The sequence below is a fragment of the Schaalia dentiphila ATCC 17982 genome (assembly GCF_000154225.1).
In the GTDB taxonomy this organism is placed as follows: domain Bacteria; phylum Actinomycetota; class Actinomycetes; order Actinomycetales; family Actinomycetaceae; genus Pauljensenia; species Pauljensenia dentiphila.
Window position 1 is genome coordinate 524,644 of record NZ_DS264586.1, and the last position, 18,563, is coordinate 543,206.

Below are 18,563 nucleotides of genomic sequence, written 5' to 3' on the forward strand. Positions count from 1 at the left end.
TTCCACACCGCTGCCTCGCGGATGGAGAGGAGGCGGCTCGGCTTATGCCGGGCCGCCTCAGTGCTTCTTGGAGGCCTTGCGCGCGCGGACGGCGGGGTCCTTCGTGGTGACGCCGTGCGTTTCGAGGGCGGCGACCGTCAGGGAATCACCGGCGTGTTCGACGTGGGCGACGAGGACCTGGCCGTGCCTCAGGCACGGCGCCTCGCCGCCGGCGACGGGAGCCGACGCGTAGGCGCGGATTTCCTCGATGATGGCGTCGCGAGCCGTTCCCGCGACCGACAGGACCGTGGGGGACGCGTGCTCGCGCAGGCGCTCGGCCGCGAAGGCGCGGACGCGTCCGAGGCGCGCCTCGCCGTCAATCCGTGCGTCCGGACCGGAGACGGCCAAGTCGAGGGACTCGACGAGCGTCACCGCGCCCCCGCCCATCGACGCCCACGGGGTGAGGCTCTGGCGCGAGCGGGCTGCCGGCGACGCGAAGGCGCGGGCCACGCCGAAGCTCGAGAGCAGGTCGATGAGGTCGAAAGCCTGGCGCACGCCGAATCGGCTGAGCGGCGGGTCGACGGGTTCCGGCGCGGTCTCAACCTTCTTCGCCGAGCCCTGCTCCACCTGGGCGGCCCTCCTGGCCGCGGCCGACGCCACCATCGCTGGGGTCGGCGCGGGGCGAGGCTTGGAAGGAGCCGCTGCCTCAGCAGGTGTCGCGGAACCGCCGGAAGAAGCGGAAGGAGAGGCGGTCGCGCGGGCGCCCCCGGCCTCGTCGAGGCGCGGAGTAAGGCCCTGCCCCGGACGCAGGACGAGGAGCGTGGTTGTCACGAGGCGGCCCTCGCGGGCGCGGGCGACGATGTCGGCGAGGAGGCGGCGGTCGCCTCGGCGCGTGAGCATGTCGGCGGCACGGTCGGGCGAGGTCCACGCAGTCTGGTCGATTTCGGTGCGCGGGGCGCGCGCGACGGGGGCTCGCAGGCGCTCGGACGCGTGACCGGCGGGGACGGGGGTGCCCACCCAGTAGTGGACTTCCTTGGTCTGTCCGCCACCCAGGCGGTAGCGCTGGGTCGTCAGAGGCGCGCCGAGCGTGATGATCTGGCCGGTTTCCTCCTCGACTTCACGCACGGCGGCGGCGACGAGGGATTCACCGTTTTCGGTCTTGCCCTTGGGCCAGGACCAGTCGTGGTAGCGCGGCCGATGAACCATGAGGACTTCGATGTCTGCTGGGTCGATGGACTCGCCGGGGACAGCGACGCGCTCGGGGTCCGTGAAGCGCCAGACAAGCGCGCCCGCAGAGCGAACGAGTCGCTGGGGGCGGGGGGCTGGCATCGGACGCATAGGGACAAGGGTAGTCGCCCGCGCGCGCCCGTGCCCTGGTGGGCGCGCCACGTCACCCCGGTTCGGGCCTTCCACGAGGCCGTCCAGGGTACGCCGAGATCAGCAACGACGCTGCGAACGCGGGCTCAGTCGAGGGTGCCGACGGCCGCCTCGCGCGCGGCGACATCGAGTTCGTCGGCAGTGACCAGCAGCGCGGAGTGACGCATGGTGACGCGGTGGGCGAGCGGGTCGGCGGGGTCTTCGATCCACAGGGCCCCGGCCTCGCCGGCGGCGAGCACGCGCATGGCGCGCGAGGCCTCGCCCAGCACGTAGTCCAGGTCGTCGTCGGTCAGGTCGCCGCGCAGCAGCGAGTCGACTTCCTCCATGATGAGGCTCAGGGGACGCAGCTCAACGGGGGCTTCGAGGCCCTGGATGATGGGCGCGCGCGAGCCCTCGGCGTAGCGCTCGGCCACCAGGAGAGGGTCGCGGTGGTACCACTCGTGCAGCAGGTAGACGCGCCACAGCGCGCCGGGGAGGGTGAACTCTGGGCTGCGCGACCACACGTGCGCGATCGTGTCGACCCCGCTAGTACGCACGGTCTCGCGCAGGCGAGCCACGTCGGCATCGGTGAAGGTCTCGTCGCCCACGCCCATGAGGGCCCAGGCGGCGGTGTGGGCGACGGCGGCGCTGGCCGCGGGGTCTTCGTCGCCGATGATGGCGTCAGCCCTGGCGGCGTCAAGCATGGCGGGGCGTCGCGGCATCTTCGATTGGGCCATGGGGACTACTTCCTCCTACAATGGGGCTGCTGGGCCTATAGCTCAATGGTAGAGCAGCGGACTTTTAATCCGTAGGTTGGGGGTTCGAGTCCCCCTGGGCCTACTGGTCGCCTCGGGATTTTCCGGGGCGTTCACGCTATCTGCGGGCGCGCGCCCGCGCTGGAGGTGCAGCATGGATCCTCGTCTTTCTCACGCGCATGGCGCCCTGGCGGGCCTGGCTCTCGGAGACGCGCTGGGCATGCCGACGCAGGAGATGTCACCTGCGCAGATCCGCGCGGTGTACGGGCGCATCACCGGCCTCGTCGACGGCGACGCCTCCCAGCCCTACGCGCCGGGGATGCCGGCGGGGTCGGTCACGGACGACACGGAACAGGCGCTGCTGGTCGCGTCCCTCTTAATACGAGGCCAGGGCTCGTCCTCGGGTCGCGTTTCCCTCAATGCGGTCGAGTTCGCCCACGCCCTGTTGGCCTGGGAGGATTCAATGATCGAGCGCGGGTCACTCGACCTGCTTGGCCCCTCAACGAAGGCGGCACTCGAGCGCGTGCGCGCGGGCGAGGACCCGCTGACCGTAGGCGGCGAGGGCACCACAAACGGCGCGGCGATGCGCGTCACCCCGATCGGTATTGCGGTCTCGACGGAGGATCCGGAGGCCTTCGCCGAGGCCGTGTGGTCGTCGTGCCGGGTCACGCACGCGACGCGACAGGGCTTCCAGTCGGCTGCCCTCGTGGCGGCAGCCGTATCCATGGGTATTGACGCGGCGCGCTCACCTTCCCTGGATCTGAGGGGCCTGCTGTGGAAGGCCGTCACCTACGTCGATTCCCTCCCCGATCGCGGCGCGTGGACCCCAGACCCAGACGTCATCGCCGCGACGCGCAGGGCCATGCAGCTGGCCGTCAACCCCGCCTCATCATCCCTGGAATGCCTCGTCAAACAGGTGGGAACATCCGTGGCCTCGGCGCACGCGATCCCCATGGCCTTCGCGCTGCTCGCGCGAGATCCCTCCCCGCAGGCTCTGATGGATGCCGCCAACATCGGCGGGGACACCGACACGATCGGCGCGATCGCGGGCGCGATCCTGGGCGCGGCCCTCGGCGTCGAGGTTCTCCCCACAGACAGCCTCTCGATGATCGAGGAGGTTTCCCACCTCGGCCTGTCCACCGTCGCCGGAGATCTCCTGGCGCTACGCGATCAGGCGATTGTCGGGCGCCCGGAGGACGCTGCAACGGATGCCTCTTCGGACGCCAGGCCCGAGGTTTCGCACGGCGTCGCGTCTCCGGAGGCGCCAGCCCCCACCTCGTCGCCAGCCTCCCCCGCGGGCCGGGTCGTCCTCATGGGGCAGATCCTCGTGGACCTCGCCGTGCGCGGCGAGGCCCTCCCCTCCCCCGGCGGCGACGTGTGGGCCATCGACGAGGGAATGCACGTGGGCGGCGGCTTCAACGCCCTCGTGGCGGCGCGGCGCATGGGTGTCGAGGCCGTCTCCCTCAGCCCTATCGGCGAGGGCCCCTACTCCTCGCTCATTCAGGCGGCACTCGCGCGCGAGGGGATCGTGGACCTCGGGCCTCGCGTCGTGGGCATTGACAACGGGTTCTGCATCGCGTTCACGGACCGCACGGGCGAGCGCACCTTCATCTCCACAAAGGGTGCCGAGACGATGGCACCCGCGAGCGCATGGGCTGACTTCGTGCGCACGATGCACCCGGGCGACGTGCTCTACGTCGACGGCTACCTCATGGACCATCCCGCGAACCGCGAGGCCGCGGAGGCGGCGCTGCGCGCCCTCCCCGAGGGCGTACACGTCGTCTTGGATGTCTCCCCAGTCATCGGGATCCCGGGAGAGCTGCCCTCCGACGACGTCATCGTGTCGATGAACCGCAGGGAGGCTCAGGAGATCGTTCACCAGAGAGGCCATGCGAGCGTTCGCAACCGATGCGACCAGCCTTACGAAGTGGCTCAAGGGGTGCGCGCTGTGCTGGATCGCCCCGTTCTCGTGCGCGCAGGAGCCGAGGGCGCATACTTTGTGCGCCCCGCCGGGACAGCGCCGAATGCCGGCAATGAGGATGCGGCCCACATCCCGACGCCTCAGGTCGAGGCGATCGATACGAACGGCGCAGGCGACGCACACTCCGGCACCCTGGCAGCCTCCCTCGCCCTGGGTATTCCCCTGGAGCGGGCTCTGCTCCTCGCCAATTGCGCGGGCGCGCTGTCGACGACAGTCGTCGGCCCGGCCTCGTGCCCCACGCGCGAGGAGATCGAGGCCGCGGCGGACGCGCTGGAGACGAGCAACGACGAGGAGTGAGCGCGGTCGAGGTGTTCGCTGAGCGGGAGCACTGCACGCCTGCGCACATGTACGCACGTCAGCGCCCGCGGCGTGCGAGATGCGTTGAATATTCAATCGAGTCGTCTATTTTGCGCCCCCGTGGGTGCACAATCACATCATGACGAATCACGACACCCAGGACCGCGGCGGGATCGTCGGCGGGGCGCTCACGGTTGCCCTGCTGATCACGCTGGCCGTACAGAACGCCGTGCCCCCGATGGCGACCGACATGTACTCAGCCGCGTTCCCGCAGATCACGGCGGACCTGGCGACGAACTCGACGATGCTCGGGTTCACGCTCACAACCTTCTTCGTGGGCTACGCGTCCGGCCAGGTCCTGGGCGGCGCCATCTCGGACCAGATCGGCCGCCGCCGCCCCATCATCGCAGGCGGCATCATCGCCCTCGTCGGCTCCATGATCTGCGTGTTCACGCCCAACATCTGGGTACTCCTCGTTGGCCGAGTCTTCCAAGGCCTCGGCGGCGGCGTCGCCTCCTCGGTGGCGCGCGCGATCCTCGTCGACGTCGCGCACGGCAAGACGCTGGCTCGCGCGATGAGCCTCCTCCAGGCGATCGTGGGCTTCGCGCCGATGCTCGCCCCTGTCCTCGGCGCGTTCATCATCACGCACGCGACGTGGAGGGTCGTCTTCTGGGCGCTCGCCGGCTTCACGCTGCTCATGGCGGCCCTCGCGTGGTTCGTCGTGCCCGAGTCCCTGCCCGAGGAGCGCCGCCACCCCGGCGGTATCCCCCGGTTCTTCTCCGGCCTCGTTCAGGTCGTGCGCATCCGCCCCTTCGTGGGCTTCATGCTGACCAACGCCTTCTCGAGCTTCTGCATGTTCGGCTACATCTCGAACGCCACGTACGTGCTGCAGGGACCGCTGGGCCTGTCCCCCATGGCTTTCGCGTGGGTGTTCGCGTTTAATGCGCTGCTGTCGACGGGCTTCGCGCTGGTCAACGTGCGCCTGATCTCGCACTTCACGCCGCGCACGCTCATCATCACGGGCCTCACGATCGCCGCGACCGGCGTGGTGACACTCGCGATCTCGACGTTCGTCCTTGACCTACCGCTGATCCTCACGTGCGTGGGCTTCGCCCTCATCATGACGGCGACCGCGTTCATTTTCGGTAACTCGGGCGCGCAAGCCATGAGTGAGGCGCGCGAGCACGCAGGCACGGCCTCATCCGTCATGGGCGTGTTCCAGTCGATCGCGAACGGCATCGCCGCTCCCCTGGCGACCTCGGGCGGCGACAGCGCCGTGCCGATGGTGCTCGTCATGATCGTCGGCTCGGTGGGCGCGTGGTTCGCGTTCTGGGTGATCGCCCGCGGTGGCAAGCACACGCCTCGCCACCTCAGCCTCGACTGAGGGGCTTCAACACCCCCGGACAAAACCCATAGGAACCCCTCGAAAGGCCGACGCGCCCGGCTGTTGTTACAAACGTCGTCAATCCGCAGCATTTTCAACGCGTCTCCGACCCCGCATGTTACAAACGTCGTCAATCCGCAGGCTAAAACGCCAGAAAAAGCCGATTTCGGGCTTGGATTGACGACGTTTGTAACAAGGAGCGCTAAACCCCCTTGAAAAACGGGGTGGTTTGACGACGTTTGTAACATCGCAACGTGCGCGCATCCGACCGCCGGCACATCGGCAGGCGTCAGGCCGCACTGATGCGCACCTGAGGGATGGCGCGGACACACCGGCACAGAAAACCGGGAAAGTGCCCCGCCGAAAACCCTTAATCGCGCGAGGCCAGCCAGACCGCGACCGACACCAGGACCAGACCGATCAGCTCGAAGACGCCGGGAATCTGACGGAGCATGACGGCCCCGACCAGGGCGGAGGTGGCCGGCAGGATCGCGGCAAACAGCGCGAAGGTCGACGCCGCCAGGCGCCGCATCGCGAGCGCCTCGAAGGTGTAGGGAATCGCGGTGGACAGGAGGCCCACCCCGACGACGATGGCGACCAGCTTCCACGAGGCTAGGGGTGCCATCGCGCCCGGCCCGAGGATGGGCGCGAAAAACAGGGTGCCCCACGCGCATCCGAGCGCCAGGTTCGTGACCCCGTCGCGCGTGGTCGAGGCCTTCTGCCCGACGACGATGTAAGCCGACCAGGCGAGGGCCGCAAGGAGAATCCAGGCGACGCCTACGCGCACGCTCGGCACGCTGAGGTCGAGGGCGAGCCCGCCGATGCACGCCACCCCCGCGAACGCGAGGACAGCGGCAATGCGCGGCCGCCAGCCACGGCCTCGTATGACGGCGACGGCAACCGGGCCGATGAACTCGATAGACACGGCGGTCCCCAGAGGGATCCGCGCGATCGACTCGTAGAACGAGGAGTTCATCGTCAGGATGATGACGCCAAAGAGCGCGGAAATAGCCAGGTCGGAGCGCGTGAGGCCGCCGCGCCACGGGCGCTTCCAGGCGAGGAGAACGATCGCGCCGGTCAGGACGCGCCACCAGGCGACGGAGGCGGGTTCGACGGACGCGAAGGCAATAACCGCGAGAGCCGCGCCCACGTACTGGATGAGGCCGGAGCCGACGATGTAGAGCTGGGGCGGGATGCGGTCGGTGAAGGGGCGCTGCGCGGGCGCGTTCACTGGGCGGGCGCGAAGGTGAGGGCCGCCGAGTTCATGCAGTAGCGCATGCCGGTGGGCTGGTCGGGCGCGTCGGGGAAGACGTGGCCGAGGTGGGAGTCGCAGGTCGCGCAGCGCACCTCGGTACGGATCATGCCGTGGCTGGTGTCGACGCTCTCGACGGTCGCGCCGTCGTGGGCCTGGAAGAAGGAGGGCCACCCGCAGGAGGAGTCAAATTTCGCGTCGGAGTCGAAGAGCTTGGATCCGCAGGCCGCGCACGAGTAGGTGCCGACGCGCGCCTCGTCGAGGAGCTCACCGGTGAAGGGGCGCTCGGTGCCGGCTTCGCGCAGCACGTGGTAGCGCATAGGGCTCAGGAGTTTCTTCCACTCGGCGTCGGTGCGGGCAGCGGGATCAGTAGCGTTCATGGTTCTATTGTCCCGCGCCGCCCGCGCCCTCGCACGCGTGCGGCCGCTTTCCTTGCGCACCTCGATCGACGAGGCGGGGGCTCAGTCCGCGGCCACCGCTCCGGACCCGCGCTTGCCGAAGAGGCGCCGCGGAACGATCGTCACGCTCGACATGGTCCAGAGCGCGCCGGTGAAGAGCGCGAGACCGAGGAGGTCAAGGAGGCTCGGAACCTGTCCGAGCACGATGCCACCGACAACCATCGCAACTGCGGGGTAGAAGGCGTTGTAGCGGGCTGCAGTTCGCGTATATGCCCCTTGATCGCCGACGCGAAGCAGCACGGCGGGAATGATGAACATCAGGAGGCTTACCGCAACGATGACCGCGATAAAAGACCCGGTCAGGGCGGGCATTACACCGGAGACGGCGTCCCACACACCAAATCCCGCGGCGGCGATCGTGAGTCCCACCCCGCGGATCGTGCCGCGGTCGTAGCCGAGGCGCGGTACGGCAGCCTGCACCGCCGTTAGGAGCAACAGGGAGAGACCAGCAAAGATACTCGCCATCATGCTCGCCTGCTGCACATTGCCGTTAACGGTGCTCGGGGGTGCCTGGCTCACGAACGCGACCAGCCCCGCCAGGGCGAGAGCCAAGCTGAGGAAGCGAAGCTTCCCCCGCCCGTGGACCACACCAACAGGAATGATGATGGTCATCAAGAACACCGCAACGGTACCTACGAGCAGATGGTTCATCGCCGAGAAGACGAGGCTGGCGTAGCCGACTTCCAGGAGCCCAACGAGCGCGGCAATGCCCAGCCCACGCAGGTCGAGGCGCTGACGCCAGGGCCGTTTCCATACGAGGAGGACGATCGCCGCAGGGACCAGGATCATCCACGCAATGGTGATGGGAGTTGCGACACCCAGGATCGTTCCGGCCAGAGCAATACCGATGATCGGAAGAACGAGCCTGGCAGCGAGGGCAGCATGGTCGGCACCGACAACGCGCCCTCCAGGAGAATCCTGCGGGTCGAGGGCGGCCTGGTAGCCAGGCACAGTCTGTGCGTCAAGCGCAGCCTGCGGGCCCGGCGTCTCGCTGTGGACGGTGGGATCAGGAGCGGTCATGCCTCTATTGTCACGGACCGCCCGCGCCCACGCACATATGTGCACGGGCCCGGGCGGTCCGTTTTCCTCGCGCTGGCCTCATTGACGAGGCCGGGGCCCGTTCACCTATCCCCATCACTCATTGGTGGAGGGCCCTGCGTTGGAGGTCTTCTTTGCTGCTGCCTTCTTGGGAGCCGCCTTCTTGGCGGCACCCTTCTTGGCGACGGGCTTCTTCGAGGTGGCCTTCTTCGTGGGAGCCTTCTTCGCGCCGGCCTTGGTGGAGGCTGTCTTCTTGGCGGGCTCCTTCTTCGTCGGGGCTTCCTCTTCCGCCGCAGAGACGTCTGTCGCGGCGGCCTCCGCAGCCTTCGCGGCCTCAGAAGCCGGCTCGGCGATGGCCGCAGCGGGCATCACGAGGGTCTCGTCCAAGGGCTCGTCGACCGAGGGCAGGACCTGCGTGGCGTCCGAGTCGAGCGCGCCAGCCTCTGCTGCCTCCACGGGATCCATGACGGCGGTCTCGTCGGCAGTGGGTTCGTCGGCGGCGTCCTTCTCCGCAGCCTTGGCCTCGCGCGCCTCAACCTCGGGGGCCACGTCCTCCGCGGGCTCGCTCTCGGGCGCCGCGGCATCGTCGAACGTGGCCTTTTCGACCACCGCAGACTCGGCGTTCTCGGGCTTGGGTTCCCGGGGCTCGACGGCCGGGATCTGGCCGGTGACGGCGCGCAGGACGTCAGCCTCGGCGCCGGTGTGGGCGACGGCGGGGAAGAAGTCCATGATGGACACGCGCGCGTGCTTCACCGTGGGCGTGGGGCGGGTTTCCGCGTCGAGGCGGGCCTCTTCGGCGACCGCGTACCAGCCGGGGTGGACGGCGGGCTCGTCGGCCTCGTCCTCGGGCGCGCGCGATGCGGCCATCTCGGCGGGGGTCGGCGCGGGCGGCGGCACGAGCGCCGGCGCGATCGCCTGGACTGTGTCGGTCATGACGGGTCGGCCCGTGCGCACGGGCGGGGGCACCTGCACGGGATGTTTCACGGATGTTTCACGCGCGGGGATCGGCGTGGTCTCCTGCTCGTCCGGGGACAGTTCGACGTCCGACGAGGCCTGGACCTCCTCCTCGTCGCCCGTTTCCTCGGGTGCGTCGGGGGCGGGTGCGCCCTCAGGTTCAGCGTCCTCGACGGGGGCGCTGCCCTCCTGCGAATCGGCGGCGCGCGAGACGCCGGAATCGGCGGATGCGCCAGCATCGGTGGCCGCGTCGGCGGGGGCCTCACCCTGCGCGGGGGCAGCTTGCACGTCGGCGGCCTGTTCCTCAGCGGAAGCGCCATCGGCGTACTGCGCGTCGGCCTCACGCTTTACGCCCTCGGTCTGGTCATCAGCGATGTCGGATCCAGCGGCAGCAGATTCAGGCTGCTTGTCGACGGAATCGTCTGGCGCAGAATCGGCCGCAATGGCACCCTCGGGCGCCGCGACAGAGTCAGCCGCGACCTCCTTCACGGTCGCATCGTCCGCGCGCTCGGCGACGACACCCGCAACCTCCGCAGAATCGGCGGCCGCATAATTAGCGGCCACATCCTGAGCAGCCTCGGGCTCCTCGTTGTCGGGCGCCTCATTGCCAGCAACCACCGGCTCAACGCCGACGGCCGCCAGGGCAAGGGTTGCCGCGGGGTCGAGGGCCTCGGCTTCGCGGCGCTTGTGGGCTTCGCGGCGCTCCTGGGCGCGGCGGGCCTCGGCCTCTCGCTCGGCGTAGACCTCTTCACCCGGGCCCGTGAGGGCGGCGGCGCGTTCCTCGGCCTCGGCGGAGCCTGAGAAGAAGCGTTCGCCTCGGCCGATGGAGGTCGTGGTGAGGGTCTGAGTGAGCTGCGGGTTCGCGTTGCCGGCGGCCTCGATGATCTTGCGGAGCGCGCTCTTGGAGATCACCTGGGTTTCGTCGCGGGAGGCGCTGGGGCCACCCTCGGCGAGTTCGCGCTGGCGGTCGGCCATGGCGCGGCGGCGGGCGCGCTTGGCCTTGCGGCGGGCGGCGACCATGCGCGCGGCGTGGGCGGGGTCCTTGGGGGCGGCAGCCGTGGCGGCGGACGCGGAGATCGCGGAGGCGGCGCCACCTGTCGCGGCGCCGGACTGCTCGCCGGCCGACTCGGGCGTACCCGCGTGGGAAGCCGACGTGCCCGTGGCGGCCACGGCCTCGTTCGTGCCGGAGATCCCGGCGAGCTCGGCGGCCAGGCGCGCGATGCGTTCGCGACTCATGTCCTGCTCGACGGTGACGGTCTGGCGCGGCTCGATGCGCTGGGCGGGGCGCGCCCACGGCTCTTCGGTGACGATCCACGAGATGAGCTGCTCGCGCATGTAGGCGCGTAGGTCGGAGAGGTGACCGGAGTTCTTCGCGGAGACGAGGACGCGCACGGTGACCGTGTACTCGTCGGAGTCCGTGATCTGCACGCCCCACGTACGACCGTCCCATAGGTCGGTGGCGGTCAGGAGCTGCTCGACCTTGGCGCGGATGAGGGTCATGGGCGCGGACCAGTCGAGCTTGAGCTCGACGGTGCCGAGCTGGGCGGCGGCGCGGCGCGTCCAGTTCTCGAAGGGCGTCTGCGTGAAGTAGCGCGACGGGATGATGAGGCGGCGTTCGTCCCAGATGCGCACGACCACGTAGGAGAGCGTGATTTCCTCGACGGAGCCGGTTTCCTTCTTCTCGCCGGCGACGACGACGTCGCCCACGCGGATCGCATCGGTGAAGGCTAGCTGCAGGCCAGCGAACACGTTGCCGAGGGTCTGCTGGGCGGCGAGACCGAAGATCACCGAGATCACGCCGGCGGAGGCCAGGACGGTGGTCATGGCGTGGCGGGCGACCTCGAAGGTGCTGATGATGGCGACCACGCCCACGACGACGACGATCGACTGGGTGAGGCGGCGCAGCACCTGGGCCTGGGTCTCGAAGCGGCGCGAGCGTCCCTGGTCAGAATCCTGGCGGGCCTCGGCGGCGTCCTCGAAGACCCACGCGGCGGCATACGCCATCCAGGTCAGGCAGGCGAGGGCGACGATGAGCAGCACGTGCATGAGGAACGTCGTGATCGACGTGCCGTTCCAGTCGGACAGGTGGGGGTTGACCAGGGCGATGCCGAGTCCCGCCCACGCTCCCCAGGCCGCGAACGTGAAGTGGCCCGGGCGGCGCACACGTGCCAGGATCGACGAGGCCGTGGCTGCCTTTGCGAGGGCCTTACGCAAGAGGGCGGAGAGGAGGACCGAGACGACGACACCCACGAAGGCACCGATAATCGGGCCGAGAATCAGGAGGGTGAGGTCGATGGTCGTGGTTACGGCGGCCTCCGCTCCTGATTGCGCGTCTGCGGCCGCCCGCGCGAGGGCGTCCGAGGCCTGGGCGAGGGCACCGAGTGCTGGTGTCATAGTCATGCATCAAGCCTAGGTCGGACAGCTGATGAAATCCTGGGAATTCCGCACAATTGCAACGTTTTTCGGTAATGTGTTAGCTGTCACTTAATTTCGTTTTGACGTGCCGCGCGCGTTCTGCCTAAACTATCTCCCGTCTTCGGACGCCAGTTCGACGGCCAAGCAGGCCCCCATCGTCTAGCGGCCTAGGACACCGCCCTTTCACGGCGGCGACACGGGTTCGAATCCCGTTGGGGGTACCACCGGTCGCAATCGTGATTGGAACAATTCAATAGGTCTTACCTGTTGTAAGGCCCCGTAGCGCAGTTGGTTAGCGCGCCGCCCTGTCACGGCGGAGGTCGCGGGTTCAAGTCCCGTCGGGGTCGCCGACCAGACCTTTTGGTTCAGGTCTTGGCTCTGTAGCTCAGTTGGTAGAGCGTTCGACTGAAAATCGAAAGGTCACCGGATCGACGCCGGTCGGAGCCACCAGCAAGTCCCCGAAGCGTAAGCTTCGGGGTTTTTGTTTTGCCCGCGACAAGGCTGCCGCGAATGCAGATCACACCCTCAGGCACATAACCCCTCGGGCTCGCAGGTCAATAACACTCACACCCATAATTACCCACCAATCCCACAACTCCTATAGGATACCGACTAACGATGCGTGTTGTCACACACATTATCTCGCCCAATAGGAGGGGTACCAATGTCGCTATGGAAGCGCCTCATCGCCATGCTCGTCGGCACATTCGTCATGATGGGTGCGCTGAGCGCCTGCGACCCATACGTACCCAACATAGTCGGCGACGCTCTCCCGAAGGCGGTCGAGCGTCTACAGAATTCCGGATACAGGGAACTCGCGGTCGTCGACGACCACGGAATGTCGATCACCGAGTCGCACTACGAGGACGGCTACAAGGTCACGGAGCAGGACGCACAGGGCAGCGATATCCCCACGACACAGACAATTACCCTAACAGTCACCAAGAGCGAAATCGCAGCACTAGTACCTACGCCGACCGAGACTCCTTCCAGCGCCTCGGACGAGCCGAGCCCAGACCCCGAGCCGGCCACCGAAGAGCCTGAACCGGCCCCGGAGGTGCCTACCGAAGAACCCGCGGAAGAGCCAGCTGCTCCAGCCCCCGCACCCGAGCCGACGCCGGTGCACGTCCACTTCTCGAGCTGCAAGCAGGCCCGCGAAGCGGGTGCAGCTCCCCTCTACCGCGGAGACCCCGGCTACAACCCGAAGCTGGACCGTGACAACGACGGGGTCGCCTGCGAGTAACGCCAGTAAGGCCCCTAGGCGACAGGGAGGACGCGCTCGACAAATTTCGCACATAATATCCAACGGTCATTTTTCAAGCACGCCAGATAACGTTGCGATTCCAACGACCTTCCTTCAAAGCTTGGAATACCCTCGATGGAATTACGTGCGAAACTTCTGGAGACCCGAGACCCCGTAGCCCTATGGCGCGACCTCACCACTACCAATCGGGGGAATTGCACGACACGGGGATCCGACACGCCGATGACACGCCGCCAGAAGGCTTCATGTAGTGATATCCCCGACGGCTACCCCGCCAGTCACGCCGACTCCTTCGACACCGAGCTCGGCCACTCCCCCGGCCACAGCAATGCCTTCGACTCCCGCGCCTCCAACTCCCAAGCCGAAGCAACTGGCTCGCACCGATGCAGACATGGCTGGCATCCTCGCTGACGTCGGCATGCTGAGCCTGCTGGGTGCACTGGCGGTGGCGACTCGCAGACGCGGAGCCTGGCCGTCCCGGCCTCCGCGTGAGGATACGCATCGGACGCACTGAGCCCCGGCCTCGTATTGAACTGCGCTCCGAAACTTGGACGCTATAAATGGTAGCCGTTATGCGGCTTCCTGTAGGGCCTCATCCCCACTCACACGGGGAAAACGGGATGTTCACACCGCCCGTGTACAGTTTCGCAGGCTCATCCCCACTCACGCGGGGAAAACTAGATCCACAGAGTGACCAGCGCAATGCTCACGGGCTCATCCCCGCTCACACGGGGAAAACGTGTGGGCACCACTGCAGGGGCGGCGTGGCAAGACCTCATCCCCGCTCACGCGGGGAAAACTGCCCAGCGTGCGCGCGCGAACCGCGCAAGTGCGGCTCATCCCCGCTCACGCGGGGAAAACAGCCCCATGCGGACGGCGATTTCGAGCCTGGCCGGCTCATCCCCGCTCACGCGGGGAAAACTTTCAGGCTCCCTTTTCGGCGGGTTCGCGGTAGGGCTCATCCCAGCTCACGCGGGGAAAACCACTGGTTGAAGGGCAAGACGGAGACCATGGGGGCCTCATCCCCGCTCACGCGGGGAAAACCATGGGGTCGAGTCCCACACCATTGCCCACGGCGGCTCATCCCCGCTCACGCGGGGAAAACGTGCTCGGGCAGGCGCAAACAGCCGCGCACACGGGCTCATCCCCGCTCACGCGGGGAAAACCATCCAAGCCACCAGGCGGCGGCGTCGCGCATGGGCTCATCCCCGCTCACGCGGGGAAAACGACGACGACCACATCCACCTCCCCCGCGTTGCCGACTCATCCCCGCTCACGCGGGGAAAACCTCCTGGGCTAGGCCCGCGTCGTCGAGTGGGACGGCTCATCCCCGCTCACGCGGGGAAAACGCGGGGCCGTCTGGCTGGCTCCAAATCCCGACCGGCTCATGCCCGCTCACGCGGGGAAAACCGATTCGATGTCAACCCGAGGTCCAGAAAATACGGCTCATCCCCGCTCACGCGGGGAAAACCATGGGGTCGAGTCCCACACCATTGCCCACGGCGGCTCATCCCCGCTCACGCGGGGAAAACGGGGTTTCGCCGGTGGTGCCGACGAACCAGCGGGGCTCATCCCCGCTCACGCGGGGAAAACTGTTGGCCCCGCCCATGCCGCGTGGGCGCACAAGGCTCATCCCCGCTCACGCGGGGAAAACCTCGGTGATCATCAGGCACGCGGTGTAGGCCACGGCTCATCCCCGCTCACGCGGGGAAAACGCAACCCTCCTTGCGAGCAGCACAGTCTGATAGGGCTCATCCCCGCTCACGCGGGGAAAACTTGCTGCATGGCGCGTTTGATGTTCAGCGCGCCGGCTCATCCCCGCTCACGCGGGGAAAACTGGTCCGACACGACCCAGACAGTCTCAATCGCCGGCTCATCCCCGCCCACGCGGGGAAAACATCTGTCCGCGATGTTTGACCGATCGGCAGGAGGGCTCATCCCCACTCACGCGGGGAAAAACGCCACCGTTTCCGCCGTTCCTACGTGATGGGCGGCTCATCCCCGCTCACGCGGGGAAAACGCGTGCCCACCGCCTACCAGGTGGGAGGGGAAACGGCTCATCCCCGCTCACGCGGGGAAAACGGGTGGCCCGCCCACAATATCGCCCCACACCCAGGCTCATCCCCGCTCACGCGGGGAAAACCGGGTACCGGAGCGGTCCATGGCCTGCATCCACGGCTCATCCCCGCTCACGCGGGGAAAACCCAGACGCGCCGGGAATCGCGTCGGCCAACTGGGGCTCATCCCCGCTCACGCGGGGAAAACTCGCAGCGGCGCACCTGAGTACCTTGCGTGCTCGGCTCATCCCCGCTCACGCGGGGAAAACGCAACACCTTGCTAGGTCGCAACATCTGGGCTAGGCTCATCCCCGCTCACGCGGGGAAAACACGTCGGCGGCGCGTTCGAAGCTGGGGCAGCCGGGCTCATCCCCGCTCACGCGGGGAAAACAAGTCCGCCGTGCGCTGCAGCAGCGTCGTACCCGGCTCATCCCCGCTCACGCGGGGAAAACTGTCCCCGCCGCACATGTTTGGGCGCTTTAGGCGGCTCATCCCCGCTCACGCGGGGAAAACCTTTGCGGTCATGGTTCCTTCCAATTCGGTAGAGGCTCATCCCCGCTCACGCGGGGAAAACATTTGCGAGGCAGACGGGGGCGGAGACGCCGGGGGCTCATCCCCGCTCACGCGGGGAAAACGGTCGTAGGGGTCTGTGATCCATCCCCACCCCCGGCTCATCCCCGCTCACGCGGGGAAAACGGTCGTAGGGGTCTGTGATCCATCCCCACCCCCGGCTCATCCCCGCTCACGCGGGGAAAACTGAGGTTGCCACAGACGATTCCGCCCAGCCCGAGGCTCATCCCCGCTCACGCGGGGAAAACTCAGTTCGCGGCCGCGATCGTTGCTCTGGCTGCGGCTCATCCCCGCTCACGCGGGGAAAACTCCCGCACAGCTTCATGACGTGCCGATACCCGGGGCTCATCCCCGCTCACGCGGGGAAAACTCGATCGCGGCTGCTTGCGCGTGGTGCGCGGCGGGCTCATCCCCGCTCACGCGGGGAAAACCACGATGACGGTTTGGCGACCCATCGGCGGACCGGCTCATCCCCGCTCACGCGGGGAAAACCGCTTTGACTCGAAACCAGTGCGGACCACGGCCGGCTCATCCCCGCTCACGCGGGGAAAACCACAGCCATAGTGACTTCTGCTGCTGTGTCCAAGGCTCATCCCCGCTCACGCGGGGAAAACCCGCTCACGAAGTCCCTCGGGGACGCGACCGAGGGCTCATCCCCGCTCACGCGGGGAAAACACGCGCAGCCCGCCCCCGACCATAAAGCCCGGCGGCTCATCCCCGCTCACGCGGGGAAAACACCTGGCGGCTGCTCATCGCACAGGCCGGCGTGGGCTCATCCCCGCTCACGCGGGGAAAACTTTGACTGACTGCCTGAATGGTTGCGCCTAGGGGGCTCATCCCCGCTCACGCGGGGAAAACTAGCCCCCTATTCGAGGGCAATTCCAGATGCGAGGCTCATCCCCGCTCACGCGGGGAAAACCGGCGCCGGGGTGGGTTACTTTGTGGCGCGCGCGGCTCATCCCCGCTCACGCGGGGAAAACTCCCTCGAGGTCTAGGACATGGCCGAATACGCAGGCTCATCCCCGCTCACGCGGGGAAAACGGCGCTCGTGACGGCGTCGATCCCAATCGTGGCGGCTCATCCCCGCTCACGCGGGGAAAACCTCCGGCGAGGGTTGTGTCGATCGAGATCGTGGGGCTCATCCCCGCTCACGCGGGGAAAACATCATCACAGACGCTAACCCCCTGTCCCGCCACGGCTCATCCCCGCTCACGCGGGGAAAACTAGACGGATAGGTCGCGCGTGAGGTTGAGGATCTGGCTCATCCCCGCTCACGCGGGGAAAACCCCCTCATGGTGGACGCGCCGGGGTGCGCCGCCGGCTCATCCCCGCTCACGCGGGGAAAACGGACTGACCGCCCTCCTCACCATCCCGCTGTCTGGCTCATCCCCGCTCACGCGGGGAAAACGCTACACGGACATCACGGGAATCCAGCGCGCAGGGCTCATCCCCGCTCACGCGGGGAAAACGACGATCAACGGACGCCGAACCCTGGTCACGGAGGGCTCATCCCCGCTCACGCGGGGAAAACAGGGCGCCCGCCCAGTCAATCAGGGACACGCCGGGCTCATCCCCGCTCACGCGGGGAAAACGGGGATGTAGGAGGAGTGCGCGCGAGCCGCCGCGGGCTCATCCCCGCTCACGCGGGGAAAACTCCGCGAAGGGACCAAACGGCGAGCCTAGCGAAGGCTCATCCCCGCTCACGCGGGGAAAACGAGACCCACACCCTGACCACGGCGGAGATGCCAGGCTCATCCCCGCTCACGCGGGGAAAACTAAGGTCGGTGTACTTGCGCACTTCTGCAACAGGGCTCATCCCCGCTCACGCGGGGAAAACGTAGTCGAACTTCACCGTCATTTGTCGGGGAGAGGCTCATCCCCGCTCACGCGGGGAAAACCAGCGTCGCAATTTACTACACCACCCACATGCCGGCTCATCCCCGCTCACGCGGGGAAAACCGGGACTCACTGGGGCGAGTCCTCCGGGCCTCGGGCTCATCCCCGCTCACGCGGGGAAAACGGACCCGGAATGCCGTCGATCTCCAGGCCCCCGGGCTCATCCCCGCTCACGCGGGGAAAACGAGCACGCAGTCCCACGGGTAGTCGTAGTAAGGGGCTCATCCCCGCTCACGCGGGGAAAACTGCTGAGGTGTGCGCGGGTGCCCTGCCTGGCCCGGCTCATCCCCGCTCACGCGGGGAAAACCTTGAAGACAGCCTCGATAGCGCCGGTGGACTGGGCTCATCCCCGCTCACGCGGGGAAAACCGACCAGGATGCCCGGCGAACTCTCCCGCTGGCGGCTCATCCCCGCTCACGCGGGGAAAACTTCGTCGCTGCCATGTACGGGCTAGGCCTGCGCGGCTCATCCCCGCTCACGCGGGGAAAACACGGGTGGCGACGGCCAGGGCGCGGGCCTCCTGGGCTCATCCCCGCTCACGCGGGGAAAACTCTGGACCTTGCACGGCCCGGCCCATACTGGGGGGCTCATCCCCGCTCACGCGGGGAAAACGACCGTATGAGCGAGGCCGAGCAGAACCGCGTGGGCTCATCCCCGCTCACGCGGGGAAAACCCCATCCTATGAGCTATATAGAAGGGCTTCTGCGGCTCATCCCCGCTCACGCGGGGAAAACGCGGGGTTCCGCTGGTCCTCAGATGAGGTCGTCGGCTCATCCCCGCTCACGCGGGGAAAACTACCAGCACGCGACACGCGAGCGCGACGCGGCCGGCTCATCCCCGCTCACGCGGGGAAAACGAGCAGGTCACGGTCTCGGAGGGCTGGGAGAAGGGCTCATCCCCGCTCACG

Annotated in this window: 10 protein-coding genes, 4 tRNA genes and 1 CRISPR repeat array (1 of these 15 running past the window's edge); of the genes, 7 read left to right on the forward strand and 7 right to left on the reverse strand. The window is 67.8% G+C overall.

Annotated features, from left to right (window positions below; all coding sequences use genetic code 11):
* Positions 1-57: 57 nt before the first annotated feature.
* The gene (locus tag ACTODO_RS02250; RefSeq protein WP_003790903.1) at positions 58-1,308 is read right to left on the reverse strand and encodes an NUDIX domain-containing protein; all 1,251 of its coding nucleotides are present in this window, start codon (positions 1,306-1,308) and stop codon (positions 58-60) included.
* A gap of 134 nt (positions 1,309-1,442) precedes the next feature.
* On the reverse strand, positions 1,443-2,072 hold the full coding sequence (locus ACTODO_RS02255) for a hypothetical protein (RefSeq protein ID WP_003790905.1): 630 nt from the start codon (positions 2,070-2,072) through the stop codon (positions 1,443-1,445).
* A 31-nt stretch (positions 2,073-2,103) separates the two neighbouring features.
* On the opposite strand from ACTODO_RS02255, the gene ACTODO_RS02260 reads away from it, so the two are divergent.
* The 3 genes from ACTODO_RS02260 (at position 2,104) to ACTODO_RS02270 (ending at position 5,752) form a co-directional block, all read left to right on the forward strand.
* Positions 2,104-2,175, forward strand: a tRNA-Lys gene (locus ACTODO_RS02260).
* Positions 2,176-2,244: 69 nt separating this feature from the next.
* Positions 2,245-4,368, forward strand: coding sequence for a PfkB family carbohydrate kinase (locus ACTODO_RS02265; RefSeq protein ID WP_003790907.1), 2,124 nt, complete (start codon positions 2,245-2,247; stop codon positions 4,366-4,368).
* A gap of 139 nt (positions 4,369-4,507) precedes the next feature.
* Positions 4,508-5,752, forward strand: coding sequence for a multidrug effflux MFS transporter (locus tag ACTODO_RS02270; RefSeq protein WP_003790909.1), 1,245 nt, complete (start codon positions 4,508-4,510; stop codon positions 5,750-5,752).
* A 370-nt stretch (positions 5,753-6,122) separates the two neighbouring features.
* Here the strand turns inward: ACTODO_RS02270 and ACTODO_RS02275 are convergent, their stop codons facing one another.
* The 4 genes from ACTODO_RS02275 to ACTODO_RS02290 all read right to left on the reverse strand — a co-directional run bounded on the left by ACTODO_RS02275 (position 6,123) and on the right by ACTODO_RS02290 (position 11,854).
* On the reverse strand, positions 6,123-6,983 hold the full coding sequence (locus ACTODO_RS02275) for an EamA family transporter (protein ID WP_003790911.1): 861 nt from the start codon (positions 6,981-6,983) through the stop codon (positions 6,123-6,125).
* A complete protein-coding gene (gene msrB, locus ACTODO_RS02280) occupies positions 6,980-7,384 on the reverse strand; it encodes a peptide-methionine (R)-S-oxide reductase MsrB (RefSeq protein WP_003790914.1) in 405 nt (134 codons plus the stop codon). Before msrB ends, ACTODO_RS02275 begins: the two co-directional genes overlap by 4 nt.
* A gap of 81 nt (positions 7,385-7,465) precedes the next feature.
* Positions 7,466-8,482, reverse strand: coding sequence for a DMT family transporter (locus ACTODO_RS02285; RefSeq protein WP_003790917.1), 1,017 nt, complete (start codon positions 8,480-8,482; stop codon positions 7,466-7,468).
* A gap of 114 nt (positions 8,483-8,596) precedes the next feature.
* Positions 8,597-11,854 (reverse strand): mechanosensitive ion channel domain-containing protein, encoded by a 3,258-nt coding sequence (locus tag ACTODO_RS02290; RefSeq protein ID WP_003790919.1) that lies wholly within the window; start codon positions 11,852-11,854, stop codon positions 8,597-8,599.
* A 163-nt stretch (positions 11,855-12,017) separates the two neighbouring features.
* Here ACTODO_RS02290 and ACTODO_RS02295 point away from each other — a divergent pair.
* The 4 genes from ACTODO_RS02295 to ACTODO_RS10420 all read left to right on the forward strand — a co-directional run bounded on the left by ACTODO_RS02295 (position 12,018) and on the right by ACTODO_RS10420 (position 13,112).
* Positions 12,018-12,093: transfer RNA gene (locus ACTODO_RS02295), tRNA-Glu, on the forward strand.
* Positions 12,094-12,142: 49 nt separating this feature from the next.
* Positions 12,143-12,216 (forward strand) — tRNA-Asp (locus tag ACTODO_RS02300).
* Positions 12,217-12,243: 27 nt separating this feature from the next.
* Positions 12,244-12,319 (forward strand) — tRNA-Phe (locus ACTODO_RS02305).
* Between the two features lie 214 nt (positions 12,320-12,533).
* Positions 12,534-13,112, forward strand: a complete 579-nt coding sequence (locus tag ACTODO_RS10420; protein ID WP_003790922.1) for an excalibur calcium-binding domain-containing protein — start codon at positions 12,534-12,536, stop codon at positions 13,110-13,112.
* Between the two features lie 264 nt (positions 13,113-13,376).
* Here the strand turns inward: ACTODO_RS10420 and ACTODO_RS10840 are convergent, their stop codons facing one another.
* Positions 13,377-13,526: a hypothetical protein gene (locus ACTODO_RS10840; protein ID WP_165478140.1), complete on the reverse strand. Its 150-nt coding sequence runs from the start codon at positions 13,524-13,526 to the stop codon at positions 13,377-13,379.
* A 196-nt stretch (positions 13,527-13,722) separates the two neighbouring features.
* Positions 13,723-18,563: a CRISPR direct-repeat array (repeat unit 28 nt; unit sequence GGCTCATCCCCGCTCACGCGGGGAAAAC) (it continues 2,633 nt past the right edge of the window).

Coding starts and splice junctions, on each gene's coding strand:
- ACTODO_RS02270 (WP_003790909.1), top strand. CDS start 4,508: ATGACGAATCACGACACCCAGGACCGCGGCGGGATCGTCGGCGGGGCG.
- ACTODO_RS10420 (WP_003790922.1), top strand. CDS start 12,534: ATGTCGCTATGGAAGCGCCTCATCGCCATGCTCGTCGGCACATTCGTC.
- ACTODO_RS02255 (WP_003790905.1), bottom strand. CDS start 2,072: ATGGCCCAATCGAAGATGCCGCGACGCCCCGCCATGCTTGACGCCGCC.
- ACTODO_RS02285 (WP_003790917.1), bottom strand. CDS start 8,482: ATGACCGCTCCTGATCCCACCGTCCACAGCGAGACGCCGGGCCCGCAG.
- ACTODO_RS02290 (WP_003790919.1), bottom strand. CDS start 11,854: ATGACTATGACACCAGCACTCGGTGCCCTCGCCCAGGCCTCGGACGCC.
- msrB (WP_003790914.1), bottom strand. CDS start 7,384: ATGAACGCTACTGATCCCGCTGCCCGCACCGACGCCGAGTGGAAGAAA.
- ACTODO_RS10840 (WP_165478140.1), bottom strand. CDS start 13,526: ATGTCTGCATCGGTGCGAGCCAGTTGCTTCGGCTTGGGAGTTGGAGGC.
- ACTODO_RS02265 (WP_003790907.1), top strand. CDS start 2,245: ATGGATCCTCGTCTTTCTCACGCGCATGGCGCCCTGGCGGGCCTGGCT.
- ACTODO_RS02250 (WP_003790903.1), bottom strand. CDS start 1,308: ATGCCAGCCCCCCGCCCCCAGCGACTCGTTCGCTCTGCGGGCGCGCTT.